Raw genomic sequence first — 17,553 nt, forward strand, 5'->3', positions numbered from 1 at the left:
ACCGGCAGGCGGCCGGACGTTGGACAAGTCACCTACGGCCGCCCGGCCAGCCGGATACCGCCTGCGGTTCAGTCGATCCACCTAAGGTGAGGGGGTGAGCACTCCGCACCCCGCAGTCCGAGGTCAGCCAGCCCTGTGGGGCCTGATGTGGATCGCAGTGTGGGGCTTCTCCGGCTTCTTCCTCAGCTACTCCACCATGGTGCCGATCAGCCTCGACCGGGGACTGACCGCAGTCACCGGCGGCACCCTGCTGACCATCATGATGCTCAGTGTGATCGCCGTGCAGCCGGCGGCCCCCGCCCTGCGCCAGAGGTGGGGCCCACGCCGGACCATCGGGTCATCCCTGCTGCTGATGGCCGGCGGCCACGGCGCGAGCCTCTTCATCCCCCACCCTGTGGCGGCACTGCTGGTGACCGGCGTGGCCGTCGGATGTGGCTTCGGCGTTCTGGTGGTGGTGGCGACGGCGGCCGTCCCGGCGGTCTCCCGGCCGGACCGGGCGGGGCGTGCGCTGGGGCAGTTCGGGGCGGCGACCTCGGCCGCCGCCGCCGTGGGTGCCCCGCTGGGGCTGTGGTTCAGCGGGGTGGTGCCACTGGAGGCCTTCCGGCTCGTGGCCGCCACGTGCGTGCTGCTCGCCTTCGTGGCCCTGCGCGGCGTCCCGGACCGCGCCGCTGAGGTCTCCGGAACGGGCACCGTCGAGCCGCTGGATCCCCTGGAGACCACATCGGAGGGCGAGGCTCCTCAGGCCGGTGCGGCCCGCGCGTCGGGCACGGGTTCCGGGCCGGCGGCCGCGCGGTGGTGGGCGGCGCTGGGGCCGGTGCTGCTGCCGTTCTTGGTCAGCATGGCCGCCTACGGGCTGGTGATCGCGTTCGGGCCGGGAGGGGACACCGCGCATCCGGCGGTGTTCATCGCGACGATGCAGGCGGCCTCCGTGGCTGGACGCTGGATCTCGGGATCGTTGACGGACCGGCTCGATCACACGGCGGTCTACACGGCCGGGATCGCGATGACGGCGGCCGGACTGGTGGCCGTGGCCCTGGTGGAATCTCCCTGGCTCCTGGCCGCCTGCCTGGTGCTGATGGGGGTGGGGATCGGCACCGTGCAGTCCGCCAGCCTGGTCATGGCCTTCGCCCGAGCCGCCAGCCACGGCCGGGCCAGCGTGGGCTGGAACATGAGCTTCGACACCGGGCTGGGGCTGGCCGGGGTGTTCGGCGGTGTGGGGTTCACCTACCTGGGCCCAGAGGTCACCTTCGCCGGGGTGGCCAGCCTGATCCTGCTCGCGGGGATCCCGCTCTGGCTGCGCCGCAGTCGCCCCCACGGCCGCAGTCGAAACCGCAGCCAGAACGGCTAGCTTGAAAGGCCGAGTGAGAAGCCCAGTACCACGGCGAGGACCAGCAGTCCGGCGCCGGCCCACCCCAGGATCGGGCCCATCAGGGAACCGTGGTCCCGGACGGCGAAGTTCTCGCGCGGATCGGCGGGGTTGTAGTGGACCTCGAGGGCCGATCCCAGCGGGAAGATCTCGGGGATCCGGGTCCGGGAGACGCGGCTGTTCTCCCGGATCTTCAAGGTCTTGGCGAGCGGATCGCTGGTGACCTGTGACCCCCCGATCAGGCTGCCGCTGATGCGGACCACGGCCCGGTACTTCAGCTTGGCCTGGAACATTTTGCTGCCGAGCACGAAGTCCACCACCGGGTGGACGCCCCCCTCGCCCAGGAAGTCGTAGCCGCTGACGGTGCCCGTGGTGCGGGCGGTGATCCGCCGGCCACAGACACCCTAGCCGTCATCGGGAGCCTCGAACTGCGCCACGGGCGGGCCGTCTGTGGAAGACTGGTCGGCACGTCACGCACCCAGCGCGGGAGAGTGCCGCAACCCCACCGCCGGAGGTCCCCTGGACTGATCGGACACCGGGGGAGCGGCCGCCGAAGGAGCAATTTCTCCCCGAGAATCTCTCAGGCACCGGTACCGCGCAGGGCATGGCGACTCTGGAAAGCTCCGGGGCCCAGCGCCCTCGGACACCGACGGTGCAAGGACGTATCCTCCAGATACGGGCGGAATCTCTCAGGTTGATGACAGAGCGGGGAGGTACCGTTCCGTGCCCACAGCGCCCTGGAGGACCACCATGCAGACCACCACCGCAACCGCCGCCGAGACCCCGGTGCCACGCCACGAACCGCGGGACACCGCCTCAGCCCCCTTCACCAGCCGCCACATCGGCCCGCGGCCCTCGGATGCCGAGCAGATGCTGGCCGAACTGGGCTTCGACTCCCTGGCCGACCTCGTGGACGCGGCCGTCCCCGCTGACATCCGCCAGCAGACCCCGCTGAACCTGCCGCCGGCCCTCACCGAGGCAGCCGTGCTGGAGGACCTGCGCGCCATCGCGAACCGCAACATCGTCAAGACCCAGATGATCGGCCGCGGCTTCTTCGACACCGTCACCCCACCCGTGGTGCTGCGCAAGGTGCTTGAGAACCCGGCCTGGTACACCGCGTACACGCCGTATCAGCCGGAGATCTCCCAGGGCCGCCTCGAAGCCCTGTTGAACTTCCAGACCATGGTCTCCGACCTCACCGGCCTCGAGATCGCCAACGCCTCGATGCTGGACGAGTCCTCAGCCGCCGCCGAGGCCGTCCTGCTGATGCACCGTGCCAACAAGAAGTCCGCCAGGACGGCGTCCGGCGGCATCACCCTGCTGGACGCGGACCTCTATCCGCAGACCCGGGCCGTGATCGAAGGCCGTGCCCTGGCGCTCGGCCTGGACGTCCGCACCGCCGACCTCGCCGCCGGCCTGCCCGCCGAACTCAGTGCTGACCTGGACGAGAAGGGCCTGTGCGGCATCGTCCTCCAGCAGCCCGGCGACTCCGGCCGGATCCATGACCACTCCGCCGCGATCTCCCAGGCCAAGGAGCGGGGAGCCATGGTCGCGATCGCCGCCGACCTGCTGTCCCTGGCCCTGATCACGCCTCCGGGAGAGCAGGGCGCGGACATCGCCGTCGGCAACACCCAGCGTTTCGGCGTCCCGCTGTTCTTCGGCGGCCCCCACGCCGCCTACATGGCCGTCCCCAAGGGCCTCGAGCGCCAGCTGCCCGGCCGCCTGGTCGGCGTCTCCCAGGACGCCGCGGGCCGGCCCGCGTACCGCCTGGCCCTGCAGACCCGCGAGCAGCACATCCGCCGCGAGAAGGCCACTTCCAACATCTGCACCGCGCAGGCCCTGCTGGCCATCGTGGCCTCCATGTTCGCGGTCTACCACGGCCCGGAGGGCGTCACCGCGATCGCCCAGCACGCCCACCGCCAGGCCACCCGCCTGGCCGCCGCCCTGGAGACTGAGGGCTTCCGGCTCACCCAGGACGCCTTCTTCGACACCGTCCAGGTCTCGGTCCCGGGCCTGGCCCGCACCGTGGTCACCGCCGCCGAGGCAGCCGGGGTCAACCTGCGTCTCGTGGACGCCGGCACGGTCGGCATCTCCTGTGACGAGACCACCACGGATGAGGACCTCGTGGCGGTGCTCTCCGCCTTCGGCGCCCCGCGCGAGTCCCTCCCGGCCCGCCAGGACAGCAGCGCCGCCAGCACCAATACCAACAGCGCCACCCACGACGCCGGCGCCCCGGTTTCCGCGCGCATCCCCGCCGCCCAGCGGCGCACCAGCCAGTTCATGACCCACCCGGTGTTCAACACCTACAAGTCCGAGACCCAGATGCTGCGCTACCTCAAGCGCCTCTCGGGCTATGACCTGGCCCTGGACCGCACCATGATCCCGCTGGGCTCGTGCACCATGAAGCTCAACGCCACCGCCGAGATGGAGTCCATCTCCTGGCCGGAGTTCTGCTCCATCCACCCCTTCGCCCCCGACCACCAGACCGAGGGCTGGCGGTTCCTGCTGGGAGACCTGGAGGAGAAGCTGGCCGAGATCACCGGCTACGCGGCGGTGTCCATCCAGCCCAACGCCGGTTCCCAGGGTGAGTACGCGGGCCTGCTGGCCATCCGCCGCTACCACCTGGACAACGGTGAGGGCGAGCGGGACGTCTGCCTCATCCCGGCCTCGGCCCACGGCACCAACGCGGCTTCGGCAGTGCTCGCCGGGCTCAAGGTGGTGGTGGTCGCCACCGCACCGGACGGCACCATCGACTCGGCCGACCTCGAGGCCAAGATCGAGGCCAATTCCGGCAGGATCGCGGCCATTATGATCACCTACCCCTCCACGCACGGTGTCTACGACGCCGATGTGCGCGAGGTCTGCCGCAAGGTCCACGAGGCCGGTGGACAGGTCTACATCGACGGCGCGAACCTCAACGCGCTCGTCGGCCTCGCCCAGCCGGGGCAGTTCGGCGGGGACGTCTCCCACCTGAACCTGCACAAGACCTTCTGCATCCCGCATGGCGGTGGCGGACCCGGAGTGGGCCCGGTGGCCGTGGCCGAGCACCTCAAGCCGTACCTGCCCAGCGCCGAGCACCCGATCACCGCCGCACCGTACGGTTCGGCCGGCGTCATGCCGATCTCCTGGGCCTACCTGTACCTGATGGGCGGCGAGGGGCTCACCGAGGCCACCAGGTACGCCCTGCTCAACGCCAACTACGTCGCGAAGAAGCTCGGGGATGCCTTCCCGATCCTCTACACCGGCGAGACCGGGCTGGTGGCACACGAGTGCATCCTGGACCTGCGGGAGCTCACGGCGAAGTCCGGGGTCACAGCCGAGGATGTCTGCAAGCGCCTGATCGACTACGGCTTCCACGCCCCCACCCTGGCGTTCCCGGTGACCGGCACCCTCATGGTGGAGCCGACCGAGTCCGAAGACCTGGCCGAGATCGACCGGTTCATCGACGCCATGCTGGCCATCCATGCCGAGATGGAGGCTACTACCCCTCAGACGCTGACCGACTCCGTGCTGCGCAACGCCCCGCACCCTGCCGAGGTGCTCACCGCGGACGAATGGGACCGCAGCTACCCGCGCTCGCAGGCCGCCTACCCGGTGGACTCGCTGCGCCGGGACAAGTACTTCCCACCGGTGGGCCGCATCGACGGCGCCTGGGGGGACCGCAACCTGTTCTGCTCCTGCCCGCCGATCGAGTCCTTCGAGGCATCGGATCCCGCCGACGCCGCGGCGTCGGTCACCGCCGTCGCGGACAACATCGAGACCTCTTCCTCCGTCTCCCACTGACAGGACCCACCATGAGCGAGAGCACCAGCAACAGCACCACGCCGCTGCACGGCGTCCACGTGGAGGCCGGAGCCTCCTTCACCGACTTCGGCGGCTGGCAGATGCCCCTGAAGTACGGTTCCGAGCTGGCCGAGCACCAGGCCGTCCGCACCTCCGCCGGCCTGTTCGACCTGTCCCACATGGGTGAGGTGAGGGTCAGCGGCCCGCAGTCGGCCGAGGCGCTGGACTACGCCCTGACGGCCCGGGTGTCCGCCGTCGCCCCGGGGCGCGCCAAGTACTCGCTGATCTGCACCGATTCCGGGACCGTTCTGGATGACCTGATCGTCTACCGGCTGGACGGGGGCGGAGCCGGGTCCGGAACGGGTGAGGCTGCGGACGGCAGTGACACGACCGAACCGGAGGCGCGTGAGTTCCTCGTGGTCCCGAACGCCGGCAACGCCCCGGCCGTGGCGGCTGCGCTGACCGAGCGCGCCGCCGGATTCGACGCCACGGTCCGCAACGAGTCCTCGCAAACGGCCCTGGTCGCAGTGCAGGGCCCGGAAGCCGCCAGGATCCTCGCCGCCGTCCTTCCCGAGGGAGAAGCCGCCGAGCTGGGCGGGATGAGGTACTACTCCGCCCGTCCGGCCACCATCCGGACCGGTGGGGAGGCCGGCGACGTGACCGTCCTGGCCGCCCGCACCGGGTATACCGGCGAGGACGGCTTCGAGCTGATCATCGGACCCGTGGCTGACCGTGGGGCGTTGTCGACCGCGGCCACCGCGGTCTGGCACGCGCTCCTCGGGGCCGCGGAGGGCCTCGGCGTCGGCCTGCTCCCGTGCGGGCTGGCCAGCCGCGATTCCCTGCGCCTGGAGGCCGGCATGCCGCTCTACGGCAACGAGCTCGACCTCGGCCACCTGCCGAGTGAGTCGGGGGCCGGCACCGCGGTGCCGCTCAAGACCAAGGAGGGCGACTTCGTCGGACGAGACGCCCTGCTGGCCGCCCGTCAGGCCGGCACCGGCATCACCACCGGCCAGACGATCGTCGCGTTGAAGGGCACCGGCCGTCGGGCCGCGCGGGCCGGGTATCCCGTGCTGGACGGCGGCGGGAACCAGATCGGCGAGGTCACCTCCGGGGTCCCCAGCCCCACGTTGGGCCACCCGATCGCCCTGGCCCGCATCGACGTCGCGTACAAGGACGCTGGCACGGAGCTCTCCGTGGACCTGCGCGGCAAGGCCGAGCCGTTCACCGTGGTGGAACCGCCGTTCTACCGCCGCGCCCAGTAGTGCCCCCGCGGCCGCTGCGCCAGCCGACCGGCCGGCGTCGTCCAACCCTTGGGTTCCGGGAGAGGAGGGCCTGCTTGGTACACTTCCTTGAGCTTGCGGGCCCTGCGCGCCACCCTGGTTATCCTCCGTTGCCCGAGCTTCAGTGCCACCGCGATCCCCCCACTGCAGGAAGAACATGACAGAACAGCGAACAGCCCGACGGGTCCCCGTACTGGGCATCATCGCGTTCGTCCTTCTCGCGGCACTCTTGCTGACCCTGGCCGTGTTGAGCGCCATCAAGGGCGTACGCACCGCCGAATCCAACGGCCATGTGGTGCGCGTGGAGGATGGCCAGACCTTCGTGGTGAACATGGATGGGACCGAGGAGACCGTGACGCTGGCCGGTGTGATGGTTCCCCGGCCGGCAGCCGAGGGGGAGGAACCCACCGTGGAGAACTGCCTCGCGGACGAGGCCATGGCCAACCTGGCGACCCTCCTCGAGCCGGGAGACTCTGTCCAGCTGGAGTATCCGGAGGAGTCGGACGGCCCCGAGGGCACCCGGCTGGCACTGGTCCACCACGGGGGCGAGGTCGTCAATCTCCAGCAGGCTGAGGCAGGGTTCGCCGTGCCGCTGCCCGAGCAGCCGAGGGAAGGCTTCGGCAGCGAATTGGGCGAGGCCCAGACGACCGCGCGCAGCGAGGAGTCCGGACTGTACTCATCGGCTGAGCCGTGCACCCTGGCCGGCAGGATCGGTCCCGCGCTGGCCGCCTTGGAGGACCTGCCGGAGGACCACCCCACCACCTCCGAGGAGGCCGAAACCCAGATCGAGGCGATCTCGGCCGCCGTCGAGCAGGGTGTGGCCGCGGAGAAGGCCTTCGCCACCATCGAACCCGAGGGGACCTCCCTGGCCTCGCTCGCCTGGGCCGCTGACGTGCCCCGGCTGGAGGAGAAGCTGACGGGCGCTCTGTCCGCCGCGCAAGCGGACCTGAAGGCGATGAACAGCACGCGAAACGTGCTGCAGACCCGTGAGCGGGAGGAACTCGAACGTCAGGCTGAGGAGAAGCGGCAGGCTGAGGCGAAGCGCCAGCGCGAGGCGGCTGAACGCCAGGAGGCGGCGCAGCGCGAGAAGGCTCAGCGTGAGGAGGCCGAACGCCAGGCCAAGGCCAAGGAAGAACGGCGCCAGACAGAGTCAGCTTCCGCGTCCGCGTCCGCGTCCGCATCCGCTTCTGCCTCTGACTCGGCCTCGGCTTCTGCTTCCCCGTCCCCGTCGCCGACACCGTCTTCCAGCTCGGCGTCTCCGTCCTCCACGGAGACCGACGCCGGCGGAGACGACTAGGGTCCGCGCGGCGACCGCATGACCATCACGCCGCCGCCCGCGGACGGGCCGGAGCCGACGTCGGCCGCTGGGCAGGTGCCCCGCGCCCACGGCTTCCCCTCTCCCGCCCGGGATTACCTGGACGGTGGGATCGACTTGAACCGGGAACTCGTCCGGGACCGTACCTCGACGTTCCTGATGCGGGTGTCCGGACAGGCCATGGTTGGTTCCGGCATCGGGGACGGCGACGAGCTGGTGGTGGACCGGGCGGCCACCCCGCAGGACGGCTCGGTGGTGGTGGCCGTGATCAACGGGGAACTCCTGGTGCGCCGGCTGGTCCTCGGGACCGCACAGGGCCGGCGCGCCGTTTCCCTGCAGACAGATGACGGCGCCGTGCCTCTCAAAGTGGAGGATGTGGACGACCTGGAGATCTGGGGCGTGGCCACCTACTGCCTGCACCGACTCTGAGCGTACGGTGAGGCCCACAGTTTCCAGCCGGGAAGGGGTGTGTGGTGACTGATCACCTGGCCCTGGTGGACGTCAACAACTTCTACGTCGCCTGCGAGCGAGCCTTCGATCCCCGGCTGGAGAACCGACCGGTGGTCGTGCTGTCCAACAACGACGGCTGCGTGGTGGCGCGATCGCCGGAGGCGAAGGCCCTGGGGCTGACCACCGGGATGCCGTGGTTCCAGATCGCCCCGCAGGCTGCCGCCTGGGGACTCGTGGCGCGTTCCTCCAACTATGAGCTCTACGGGGACATGTCCGCCCGCGTGATGGAGCTGCTGGGCCGCTGGGGCACCTGGCAGCAGGTGTACTCGATCGATGAGTGCTTCATCGGATTGACCGGTACCCCGCAGCAGGCCCTTCAGTCCGGGCGTGAAGCCCGGGCGGCGGTGGCCCGCCATCTCGGGCTCCCGGTGTGCGTGGGGATCGCCTCGACCAAGACGTTGGCAAAGTTCGCCAACCATGTGGCCAAGAACAACCCGGACGACACCAGAATCGGAGGCGTCTTCTCCATGGAAGCGGCCCGGCCCGCCTTCGTGGACCGGTTGATGGAGCGGCTTCCCGTCACCGAGGTCTGGGGCGTGGGCCGCAAGTCAGGGGAGAAGCTGGAACGGCTGGGGATCCGGAGCATCGCCGAACTGCGTTCCGCGGACCCGGCGTGGATCCGCTCCCGGTTCTCCGTGGTGCTGGAACGGACCGTCCTGGAGCTGAGCGGAGTGCCATGCGTTCCGGACGTGGACGAGCAGGCGGGCCCGGCCCAGGTCATCTTCTCGCGTTCCTTCTCCAGGCCGGTGACGACCGGTGCAGACATGGACGATGTCATGAACCTCTACGCGCAGCGCGCCGCAGCCCGCTTGGCTGTTCAGGGTCAGCAAGCCAGGACCGTCCTGGTCACGGCCGGGACCTCCCGGTTTTCCGGGCCCGATGGATCGGTCTCCAGGTCGGTGGCCCTCCCGCGGGCCACCGCCGACCCGATCGCCATCACCCGGGCGGCCGTGGGCGCAATGCGGTCAGTGCTACGGGAGGGGGTGCCCTACACCCGCGCCGGCGTCATGCTGTCCGGGCTGGGGCCGGCGGGAACGGGGCAGGAGATGCTGACCGGGTTCGAGGACATCGAAGGGTCAGACGGATCCGACGGCGGCCCCGACCGGCACCTGGAGGACGTCTTGGAGCGTGTCCGCGGACGGTTCGGCGGTAACTCGATCGGCCTCGGTCGTGGCGGACTGACCGAGCAAGGGACCTGGACCATGCGCCGTGAGTTCGCCTCACCGCAGTACACCACGAGGTTCTCGGAGCTGCCCGTGGTCCGGGCCTGAGGCGGAGTCAGCCCAGGGAGAGGGTGACGAGCCCGAGCTGCGCGGCCCGGATGATCACCTGGACGCGGTCCCGGACCTCGAGCTTGTCCATGATCTTGGAGAGGTTCGCCTTGACCGTGGATTCGGAGATATGCAACTCCTCGGCGATCTCCGGGTTGGACCGGCCGCGCGCCAGCAGGCGCAGAACATCGAGCTCCCGAGGCGTCAGATCCGAGCCATCCGGGTCGCCGGGGGACACTGCGGCCGCGCCGACCCCGGGACGGTCGTCCTCAATGGAGGAGAGTAGCTTGCGGGTCACGGCAGGGGAGAGGACGGACTCCCCGCGATGCACGCTCCAGATGGCGCTGATGATGGTTTCCGGGTCGGCGTCCTTGAGCAGGTAACCGGCCGCACCCGCCCTCAATGCCGGCACCAGATAGGGCTCCGAGGTGAACGTGGTGATGGCCAGGACGCTGGTGTCCGGGAACTCCGCGGTGATGCGCTCGGTGGCCTCGACGCCGCCCATGACGGGCATCTGCATGTCCATGAGCACCACATCCGGGCGGGCGGCGCGGATGGACTCCAATGCCTCCTCGCCGTTGGCGGCGATGCCCACGCAATTCATGTCGGCGGTGTTCTCAACCAGCAACTTGAGTGCTCCGCTCATCAACGGTTGGTCGTCGACGATCAACACAGACAGGGGAGAGGGAGAGGAATCCGGCATGGGTTCAGCGTAGTCGTGAAAACGGCAGAAGGGCTTGACCTGTTCAAACCGGCATTGACCCCTGTTGCGGCGCCACGCCGTGCTCCAACCTAGGAATATGCTGTAAAAGTCCTCTGAATGTGGAGAATGCCTCATCGGACGGTGATAATGAAGCTATGAAACGCACCCTTTTGGCCTCAGCGGCCGCTGTGCTCGTCTCCTCCGCCCTCCTCGTTTCCCCGGCTGCGGCCGCGGAAACCCCGACCCCGTCATCAGCGTTGTCCCCCACGCTCCAGACCCAGCCCCTCGAAAAGGGATCCTCCGGTGGGATGTCCACCATGGGAGCGGGCGCGGGTTCTAAGACCTTTTGGTGCATGACGTTCGGGTTCTTCTGCTAACGAGTAACTCATGACTCCAGATATGCCGGTCGGATCCTCCGCGGAATCGGCCGGCTTTTGGCATTCTCGGCCTCTGAATCAGATTCTGCTCGTGGTGGTATCCATCTTCATCACGTTTTCTCTGGTTTCGGATGTCGTCACTGCGCTGGGTGGTGAGGCCAGTGATTCTCCTGGCACGTCTCTCGTCAACATCCTGACGAGCCTGTCCTTCTATGTCCTGTGGATGCGGACTACGTATGCTTTTGTCGGGCTGATTCCCGCTCTGCTGGCAAGTCATATGGTGGGCGAAAGCGGGTCTGTCGCCTTTCTGATGTTGGTCCTACCGCTCATGCTTGCGGTCGTGGCCGCCACCACGACGACGCTATTCAAGTACATAGCACTTACCGTCGCCATAGTCTGGGTCGCTTTCATTCCAGTGACATCGCCGGACGACGGGGACGTCGTCTGGATCACTCTTCCTCTGATCCTGGCAGCCTGGGGCATCGGGTTCTTCATCGGCTGGTCCCTTGACCGTCGTGCGCAAGATCGGCGACGGATAGCTGACGCCACTCGACGGGCAGCGATAGCTGCCCAGGAGGAGCGACGTTCCCTGGCCCGGGACCTGCATGACATCGTGGCCCACAATCTGACCATCATCTCGATGCAGGCACGTGCCGCCACCTATGCCGGAACAGATGAGGCCGCCAAGACGGCAGTGGATGTCATCGGCAGCTCGGCCGGCGAAGCTCTGGGTGACCTGCGGCGGATGTTGTCCCTGTTGCAGGCGGAGGGCCTGGTGGCGGGCGATCAGGAATCCGCGCAACGGGAACTCGGTGAAGGAGCCTCCGCGCTGGATCTCGAGTATGGCGCGGTGAAGTTCGGACGGATGCTGGAGGGCCTGGGGATCTTCACGACCGTGGACACTGGCGATCTGGAGCAGGACATTCCCCAGAGTGTTGAGACCGCCTTGTATCGCGTCCTCCAGGAGGCCGTGACCAATGTGGCCAAGCACTCCGGGGAAGGTGGCGAATGCCGCATCGCCGTGCACGTCCGGGAGGGGCAATTGGAGCTCGCCGTGGACAACACCCTGCCGATGAGTGGATCGGCCACGCGCGCGGGATGGAATTCCTCCGGCAGCGGTCTGATCGGGATGCGGGACCGCGTGGACGCCTTCGGGGGGACCATGTCCTCGGTGCGCGACGGTCAGTGGTGGAGGGTCCGGGCTGAGGTTCCCCTGCACGGAGCCAACGCCTAGTCAGGTTATTGATGTGACATGCGTCACATATATGGTCACAAGACTAGCCAAAGGTCCAATGGCAGTCAGGTCACCACGCGGGTTAACCTGAAAGGGCCCCATGAGACGGTGCACACGGATCGGACGGTGGAATAAGCCCGGGGGGATACGGGCCCACCAATCCAATATCCGCTGAGAGGCGGTGGCCATGCCACCGCCTCTCAGGTGTTTAAGGGACACGTTCTCGGTGAGGCACGTCTCACGGGCGGTGCAGTCTGGCCCTCACATTAGGGTGTCAAGAATGAACGCCCCGTCTGGCGTGGACGCTGCACAGCCAGCACGCACACGCTTTTCCTGGATCCCCATCGTCATCGCCGGCGTGGCTGCCGCCATGCATATCTGGAAACTCCCTGAGGCCTTGTCATTCGTCCAGGATGACCTGGGGATGACCCTCATCGAGTCCGGAGTGCTGCTCGGCATTGTCCAGGTCGGTTCGATGGCCCTGGGCCTCGCGATCTCCCTCTTCTCGGAAGTTCTCGGGCTGCGGCGCACGCTACTCATCGGGCTGAGTCTGCTGACCGTGGGCTCGCTGGCTGGAGCCTTCGCGGAGACCACCGGCTTCCTGATGGCCACCCGCGCCTTGGAGGGCGTTGGCTTCCTGATGGCCACCGTGGTGGCGCCGCCCTTGATCCGTCTGATCACGCCGCCCGCCAGGACGAACATCGCCATGGGCTGGTGGGGCTCCTTCCAAGGGCTGGCCACTTTCGTGGCGGTTCTGGCATCCACCCTGCTGCTCACGAGCGTCAGCTGGCAGGTCTGGTGGGTCGTGATGGCGGTGGTCACCGCGGCAACCATCCCCCTGATCGTGGTGTTCGTGCCCCCACCGCCGTCGGACCGTGACTCCAATGTGAGGCTGGCGGCACGGCGCGTGGGCGCCACCGTGAAGACCCTGACCCCGTGGATGGCCGGCATCGTCTTCGCCTGTTACACCCTGCAATGGGGTTCGGTCATCGGCTTCCTGCCGACGATCTTCGATGAGGCCGGAGTCGGAGGGCTCTGGCCGGGTATCTTCACCGCGATCGTCGGCGGGGTGAACGGGGTGGGGAACATCCTCACCGGCCGGCTGCACCAGCGGGGCATCCCCATGCGGCGGCTGGTGCTGATCGGCTTGGCCACCATGGGTGTCGCCTCAATCATCACCTTCGCGCCGGACTGGTCGGGTGTGCCGGGTGGGCTGGTCGTGCAGATCCTCGCCGTCACCCTGTTCTCCGGTGTCGGTGCCCTGGTTCCCGCCAGCCTGAACCGGATCGCCGTGGACATCGCCCCGCCCAACGGCTCCGGCGCAGCGGCGATGGGGTTGATGGTCCAGATCTACAATGGGGCCAACTTCGTCGGCCCCATCATCCTGGCCACCATCGCCACCGCTGCGGGCAGCTGGCACTTCTCCTGGGTCATGACCGTCTCAGCCACGCTGTTGGGCATCCTCCTGGCCTGGCGGTTCCTCTCCGCACGCCGACTGGGCATCGACTTCCAGCATCGCGGTTGAGAGGGGATCAGTCGCAGCCCTGGGGGCCGCAGGCCTGCCCGTGGAGACCATCCGACCCACCAGCACCCTCCGGGCTTCCGTCCGCCGGATGCACCATCTGCAACGGCTGGAACTCCGTCCAGGACTGTTCGAGTGCCTGGGTGAAGACCTCGGTGGGCTGGGCGCCGGAGATGCCGTATTTGCGTCCGAGTACGAAGAACGGAACCCCGGTGACCCCCAGGGCTTGCGCGGTGGCCAGATCCTGCTTGACGGCGGTCTCCCACCGGTCCTCGGACAGGGCCTCGTGGACCTGCTCGGCGGTGAGCCCGGCGGCGGTGCCGAGCTCCACCAGCACCTCCTCGTCACCGATGTTCCTGCCGCCCTCGAAGTGGGCGCGGAACAGCTGTTCCTCAAGGTGCTCGGCCGTCTGCAGTGAGACCGCCTTGGCGCGTTGGATCACCCGGTGGGCCTTCCACGAGTTCGCCACCACGAGACGGTCGAAGTCGTAGTCCAAGCCTTCGGCGGCGGCCTGCTCGGTCACGTGCGCCAGCATCGCGGTCACCTGCTCGCGGGGCATGCCCTTGGCCTCGGAGAGGTAGTCGATCTCCTGGCGGTGATCGTGCTCAGGCAACGTGGGATCGAGCTGGAAGCTCTTCCACTCCACCTCGACCCGATCACGGTGCTCGAACGACTCCAGGGCCCTCTCGAACCGGCGCTTGCCGATGAAGCACCACGGGCAGCCGACGTCGGAAAAAATCTCAATCTTCACCTCAATCACAACCCGGGGTGAGGCGGGCGTATTCCTGGCCGGCCGGCGTCGGGGTCCGGGGGACGACGCCAGCCGCGCGCCTCAGGCGCGGCGCAGACCGCCCTGCCACAGGGCGTCGAACGGGGTGTTGCCGGTGACGCGCTGGCGGATGCCCTCGGTGACGAACTCCTTGGCGCGGCGGGCCGCCTCCAGTGGCGTGGCGCCCTTGGCGAGTTCCGCGGTGACGGCGGCGGCCAGGGAGCAGCCGGCGCCGGAGACCCCATGGTCGCCGATCTTGGGCGCGGAGAGGACCTCGAGGGTCTCGCCGTCGTAGAAGACGTCCAGGGCGTCCGGACCGTCGAGCTTCATGCCACCCTTGGCGAGGACGGCCGCGCCGGAGACCTCGTGGATGCGCTTCGCCGCTTCCTTCAGGTCCTCCAGGGTGCGGACGGTGACCCCGGACAGCTGCTCGGATTCGAAGTGGTTCGGGGTGGTGAAGGTGGCCAGCGGCAACAGTTCGGCCTTGAGGGCGCGGTCCGTGTCCAAGGCGTGGCCGGGCTCCTGGCCCTTGCAGATCAACACGGGATCGAGGACCACGTGGTCCCACTCCTGATTCCGCAGGGCGGTGGCCACCGTGGAGATGGTCTCCGGGGAGCCCATCATGCCGAGCTTGGTGGTCTTCAGGGATCCGGCGTAGTCGGCCTGGATGGCCTCCAATTGGTTGGCGATCACGTCTGCCTGGACCGGGACGAAACGGTGGTTCCAATCGTCCTTCGGGTCGAAGGCGACGATGCAGGTCAACGCCACGATGCCGAAGGTGCCCAGTTCCTGGAACGTCTTCAGGTCGGCCTGGGCGCCGGCCCCGCCGGTAGCTTCGGAGCCGGCGATGGTCAAGGTGAGAGCGGGGGTGTGCATGTCGTACTGATCAGTGGAAGGCATGCGCACCATGTTAATCCCCTTCAGCCGGCGGCGAGTCAGACTGCGGCAGAGGTCGCTTCGGGGCGGACGACCTTTACCAGCGGCTGGGCCACGGCGCGGCCCAAGGCCATCAGGATGGCGGCCGGGAAGCCGATGATGGGAATGAGCATGGGCAGAAGGCCGCCGACCCCGGAGAACAGCACCGCCAGTCCATAGAGCATGCCGACCAGTGCGTAGCCGATCACATGGATCCACTGGTTGGTCTTGTGGCGGAAGAGCCAGTTCACCAGCAGGCACAGCGGCAGGCCGATGACCAGACCGGCCAGACCGACGGTGGTCAGCAGCGGAGTCAGGGAGCCATAGGCCTGTAGCGCCGGGATGAAGTTCAGCACCAGCACGATCGCGGCCATGAGCAGGTTCGGCGCCAGCCAGGCCACGAGGAAGCCGTAGAGCGACATCTTCAGGCGTGGGCGGGGTCCGGCGGCGGCGGGCCGCTTGCGGCGGCTCGGCTTGACCGGAATGGGGGTGGTCATGGGCGTGCTCCAGTAGTGGCGGTGGCGGAGGGGCCGTGCCAGTCTACCGGCGGGAGCGTCCGCCCGCTCAGGCGAACGCGATGCCGTCCATCAACTTGCGCGCCGTGCGCACGCTGCCGGTGACGAGGACGGTGGGTTCGCCGGACGCTGATGACCGGCCTGCCTCTGAGGCGTCCCCAGAATCGACCTCCACCACCAGGTCCGTGTGGCCCGTGGGATGCTCCACCCGCGTCTCGGCCGCATTGTGGTCACCGCTCAGACCCGCCACCACCGTGCCGGGCACCTGCCAGGCCACCGCCACCGAGGCCCCGGCGAACACTCCGATGGCCTCATGGACGCGCTTCGGGATGAAGCACCGCGTGTTGAACGTCCCCCCGCTCCGGGCCGGAGCCACCAGGCAGACCTTCGGCACCGTGGTCTCGCTGACGTCCCCCAGCCCCATGGCGACGCCGGCCTCGAGCCGCACGGCCTCGACCGCGGCGCACAGCTCGGCATCGGCCTCCAGCGCGGCGGGCTCCTCGGTCCCCTCCACGCCCAGTGCCGCGGCATCGATCACGACGACGGCCATCCCGTTGTCCACGCATGTCACCTCGACCCCGGCGAAGGTATCGATGCGGTTCCCCGTGGGGAACAGGGCTCCGCAACTGGACCCGGCGGTGCCCTGGTAGTCCAGGACCACCGGGGCCGCGGTCCCCGGCACCCCCGCGATCTCTGCATCGCCCTCGTACGCGACGCGACCGGCCGGCGTCGTGACCCGGGCGCGGGCCACGGAACCGGTGTTGACCATGTGGATGACCACCTCGGTGGTGCCGTCCTGGGCGGGGACGAGGCCGCGTTCGACCGCGAAGGGACCGATGCCGGCGAGGATGTTGCCGCAGTTCTGCCGGTCAGAGACGGTCGCCTCGTCGACGGAGACCTGGAGGAACAGGTAATCCACTCCGCCGTCTGAGTGCGGAGAGACCACGGCGACCTTGCTGGTCAGGGGGTGCGCTCCACCCAGCCCATCAATCTGCCGTGCGTCCGGGGAGCCCATCAGCCGAAGCAGCAGGGCATCCCTGGCGGCCGGATCGGCGGGTAGATCCTCAGCCAGGAAGTACAGTCCCTTGGAGGTTCCTCCGCGCATGACCATGCACCGGACCTCGGTTGCGGGCCCGACCGGGAGAGTGTCCCTGCCGTGGTGGGCGGTTGTGGTGGGCGAGGCGGGGTCTGGGCTCACGGTGTATTCCTTCGCCAAATCGGCTGCGGCCTGCATCATCTGTGACAAAATTGTTTACAATCAGTTCCATCATGGCTGACGAGCGGGGGAGATTCCAGTGGCAACAGCAACGCGGACCAGTGCTGCGGTGAACGCGACCGACGTGGCCGACCAGATTCGCGCGGCCATCTTCGCTGGCGAGCTGGTGCCGAACCAGCGGCTCGTGGAGGCTGACCTGGCCGAGATGTACGGGGCCAGCCGCGGCCATGTGCGCACCGCCCTGTCTGAACTGACGGTCGAGGGCCTCGTCGAGCGGATCCAGAACCGCGGTGCCCGCGTCCGGTCCGTCCCCGTGGAGGAGGCGATCGAGATCGTGGAGGTCCGCTCTGCCCTCGAGGCGCTGTGTGCCGCACGGGCGGCCATGCGCATCACCGATGCCGAGGCCGAGGAGCTGCGTCAGATCGGGCGGAGCATGGAAACCGCCGTCGAGACCGGGGATCAGGCCGCCTACGCCCAGGGCAACACAGACCTGCACTCCACCCTGATTCGTTTGTCCGGACAGAAGACGGCCGCCGCGACGATCGACCGGCTCCGCGCCCAGGCCGTGCGCTTCCAGTACCGCCTGTTCGCCAAGCCGGGACGCTCGCAGCAGTCCCTGCCCGAGCATCTGGCCATCATCGACGCCGTCTGCGCGCGCGAGCCGGAGGAAGCGGCCCGGGCCATGCGCGAGCACCTGATGTCCGTGGGTGCGGCCATCGAGGAATCGGTGCGGTCCGGGGCCTGAGGAACTGGAGCAACCGACGGCTGACCTTCCGG

The 17,553-nt window shown here is 68.6% G+C and carries 15 protein-coding genes and 1 riboswitch; of the genes, 9 read left to right on the forward strand and 6 right to left on the reverse strand.

Annotation, left to right across the window (positions count from 1 at the left end):
* Window positions 1-94 precede the first annotated feature (94 nt).
* A complete protein-coding gene (locus C8E99_RS14170; RefSeq protein WP_147301247.1) occupies window positions 95-1,348 on the forward strand; it encodes an MFS transporter in 1,254 nt (417 codons plus the stop codon).
* Here C8E99_RS14170 and C8E99_RS14175 read toward each other — a convergent pair.
* On the reverse strand, window positions 1,345-1,674 hold the full coding sequence (locus tag C8E99_RS14175) for a DUF3592 domain-containing protein (RefSeq protein WP_147301248.1): 330 nt from the start codon (window positions 1,672-1,674) through the stop codon (window positions 1,345-1,347). The two genes, C8E99_RS14170 and C8E99_RS14175, sit on opposite strands and share 4 nt — an antisense overlap.
* A 166-nt stretch (window positions 1,675-1,840) precedes the next feature.
* Window positions 1,841-1,972, forward strand: a riboswitch (glycine riboswitch).
* A 144-nt stretch (window positions 1,973-2,116) separates the two neighbouring features.
* Between C8E99_RS14175 and gcvP the strand changes: the two genes are divergently transcribed.
* The 5 genes from gcvP to C8E99_RS14200 all read left to right on the forward strand — a co-directional run bounded on the left by gcvP (window position 2,117) and on the right by C8E99_RS14200 (window position 9,525).
* Complete coding sequence (gene gcvP, locus C8E99_RS14180) at window positions 2,117-5,149, forward strand: aminomethyl-transferring glycine dehydrogenase (RefSeq protein WP_115932842.1); 3,033 nt, start codon at window positions 2,117-2,119, stop codon at window positions 5,147-5,149.
* A gap of 11 nt (window positions 5,150-5,160) precedes the next feature.
* Complete coding sequence (gene gcvT / locus C8E99_RS14185; RefSeq protein WP_115932843.1) at window positions 5,161-6,411, forward strand: glycine cleavage system aminomethyltransferase GcvT; 1,251 nt, start codon at window positions 5,161-5,163, stop codon at window positions 6,409-6,411.
* Window positions 6,412-6,586: 175 nt separating this feature from the next.
* Window positions 6,587-7,726 (forward strand): thermonuclease family protein, encoded by a 1,140-nt coding sequence (locus C8E99_RS14190; protein WP_115932844.1) that lies wholly within the window; start codon window positions 6,587-6,589, stop codon window positions 7,724-7,726.
* Window positions 7,727-7,744: 18 nt separating this feature from the next.
* Window positions 7,745-8,173, forward strand: coding sequence for a LexA family protein (locus C8E99_RS14195; protein WP_115932845.1), 429 nt, complete (start codon window positions 7,745-7,747; stop codon window positions 8,171-8,173).
* Between the two features lie 44 nt (window positions 8,174-8,217).
* Window positions 8,218-9,525: a Y-family DNA polymerase gene (locus C8E99_RS14200; protein WP_115932846.1), complete on the forward strand. Its 1,308-nt coding sequence runs from the start codon at window positions 8,218-8,220 to the stop codon at window positions 9,523-9,525.
* A gap of 7 nt (window positions 9,526-9,532) precedes the next feature.
* On the opposite strand, the gene C8E99_RS14205 is transcribed toward C8E99_RS14200, so the two are convergent.
* On the reverse strand, window positions 9,533-10,228 hold the full coding sequence (locus C8E99_RS14205) for a response regulator (RefSeq protein ID WP_115932847.1): 696 nt from the start codon (window positions 10,226-10,228) through the stop codon (window positions 9,533-9,535).
* 792 nt (window positions 10,229-11,020) lie between these two features.
* Between C8E99_RS14205 and C8E99_RS14215 the strand changes: the two genes are divergently transcribed.
* Together C8E99_RS14215 and C8E99_RS14220 are read left to right on the forward strand one after the other, a co-directional pair.
* Window positions 11,021-11,839 (forward strand): sensor histidine kinase, encoded by an 819-nt coding sequence (locus C8E99_RS14215; protein ID WP_170144620.1) that lies wholly within the window; start codon window positions 11,021-11,023, stop codon window positions 11,837-11,839.
* A gap of 280 nt (window positions 11,840-12,119) precedes the next feature.
* Entirely contained in the window at window positions 12,120-13,364 is a 1,245-nt protein-coding gene (locus C8E99_RS14220; protein ID WP_115932850.1) for an MFS transporter, read from the forward strand.
* A gap of 7 nt (window positions 13,365-13,371) precedes the next feature.
* Here C8E99_RS14220 and C8E99_RS14225 read toward each other — a convergent pair whose 3' ends face one another.
* The 4 genes from C8E99_RS14225 to C8E99_RS14240 all read right to left on the reverse strand — a co-directional run bounded on the left by C8E99_RS14225 (window position 13,372) and on the right by C8E99_RS14240 (window position 16,758).
* On the reverse strand, window positions 13,372-14,112 hold the full coding sequence (locus C8E99_RS14225) for a DsbA family oxidoreductase (RefSeq protein WP_115933509.1): 741 nt from the start codon (window positions 14,110-14,112) through the stop codon (window positions 13,372-13,374).
* Between the two features lie 81 nt (window positions 14,113-14,193).
* Window positions 14,194-15,039: a bifunctional hydroxymethylpyrimidine kinase/phosphomethylpyrimidine kinase gene (thiD, locus tag C8E99_RS14230; RefSeq protein WP_115932851.1), complete on the reverse strand. Its 846-nt coding sequence runs from the start codon at window positions 15,037-15,039 to the stop codon at window positions 14,194-14,196.
* Between the two features lie 26 nt (window positions 15,040-15,065).
* On the reverse strand, window positions 15,066-15,542 hold the full coding sequence (locus tag C8E99_RS14235; protein ID WP_115932852.1) for a hypothetical protein: 477 nt from the start codon (window positions 15,540-15,542) through the stop codon (window positions 15,066-15,068).
* A 67-nt stretch (window positions 15,543-15,609) separates the two neighbouring features.
* Window positions 15,610-16,758, reverse strand: a complete 1,149-nt coding sequence (locus C8E99_RS14240) for a 4-oxalomesaconate tautomerase (protein ID WP_245952366.1) — start codon at window positions 16,756-16,758, stop codon at window positions 15,610-15,612.
* Between the two features lie 97 nt (window positions 16,759-16,855).
* On the opposite strand from C8E99_RS14240, the gene C8E99_RS14245 reads away from it, so the two are divergent.
* Window positions 16,856-17,521, forward strand: a complete 666-nt coding sequence (locus tag C8E99_RS14245) for a GntR family transcriptional regulator (protein ID WP_236557748.1) — start codon at window positions 16,856-16,858, stop codon at window positions 17,519-17,521.
* The last annotated feature ends 32 nt before the right edge of the window (window positions 17,522-17,553 follow it).

The organism is Citricoccus muralis (genome assembly GCF_003386075.1).
Taxonomy (GTDB): domain Bacteria; phylum Actinomycetota; class Actinomycetes; order Actinomycetales; family Micrococcaceae; genus Citricoccus; species Citricoccus muralis.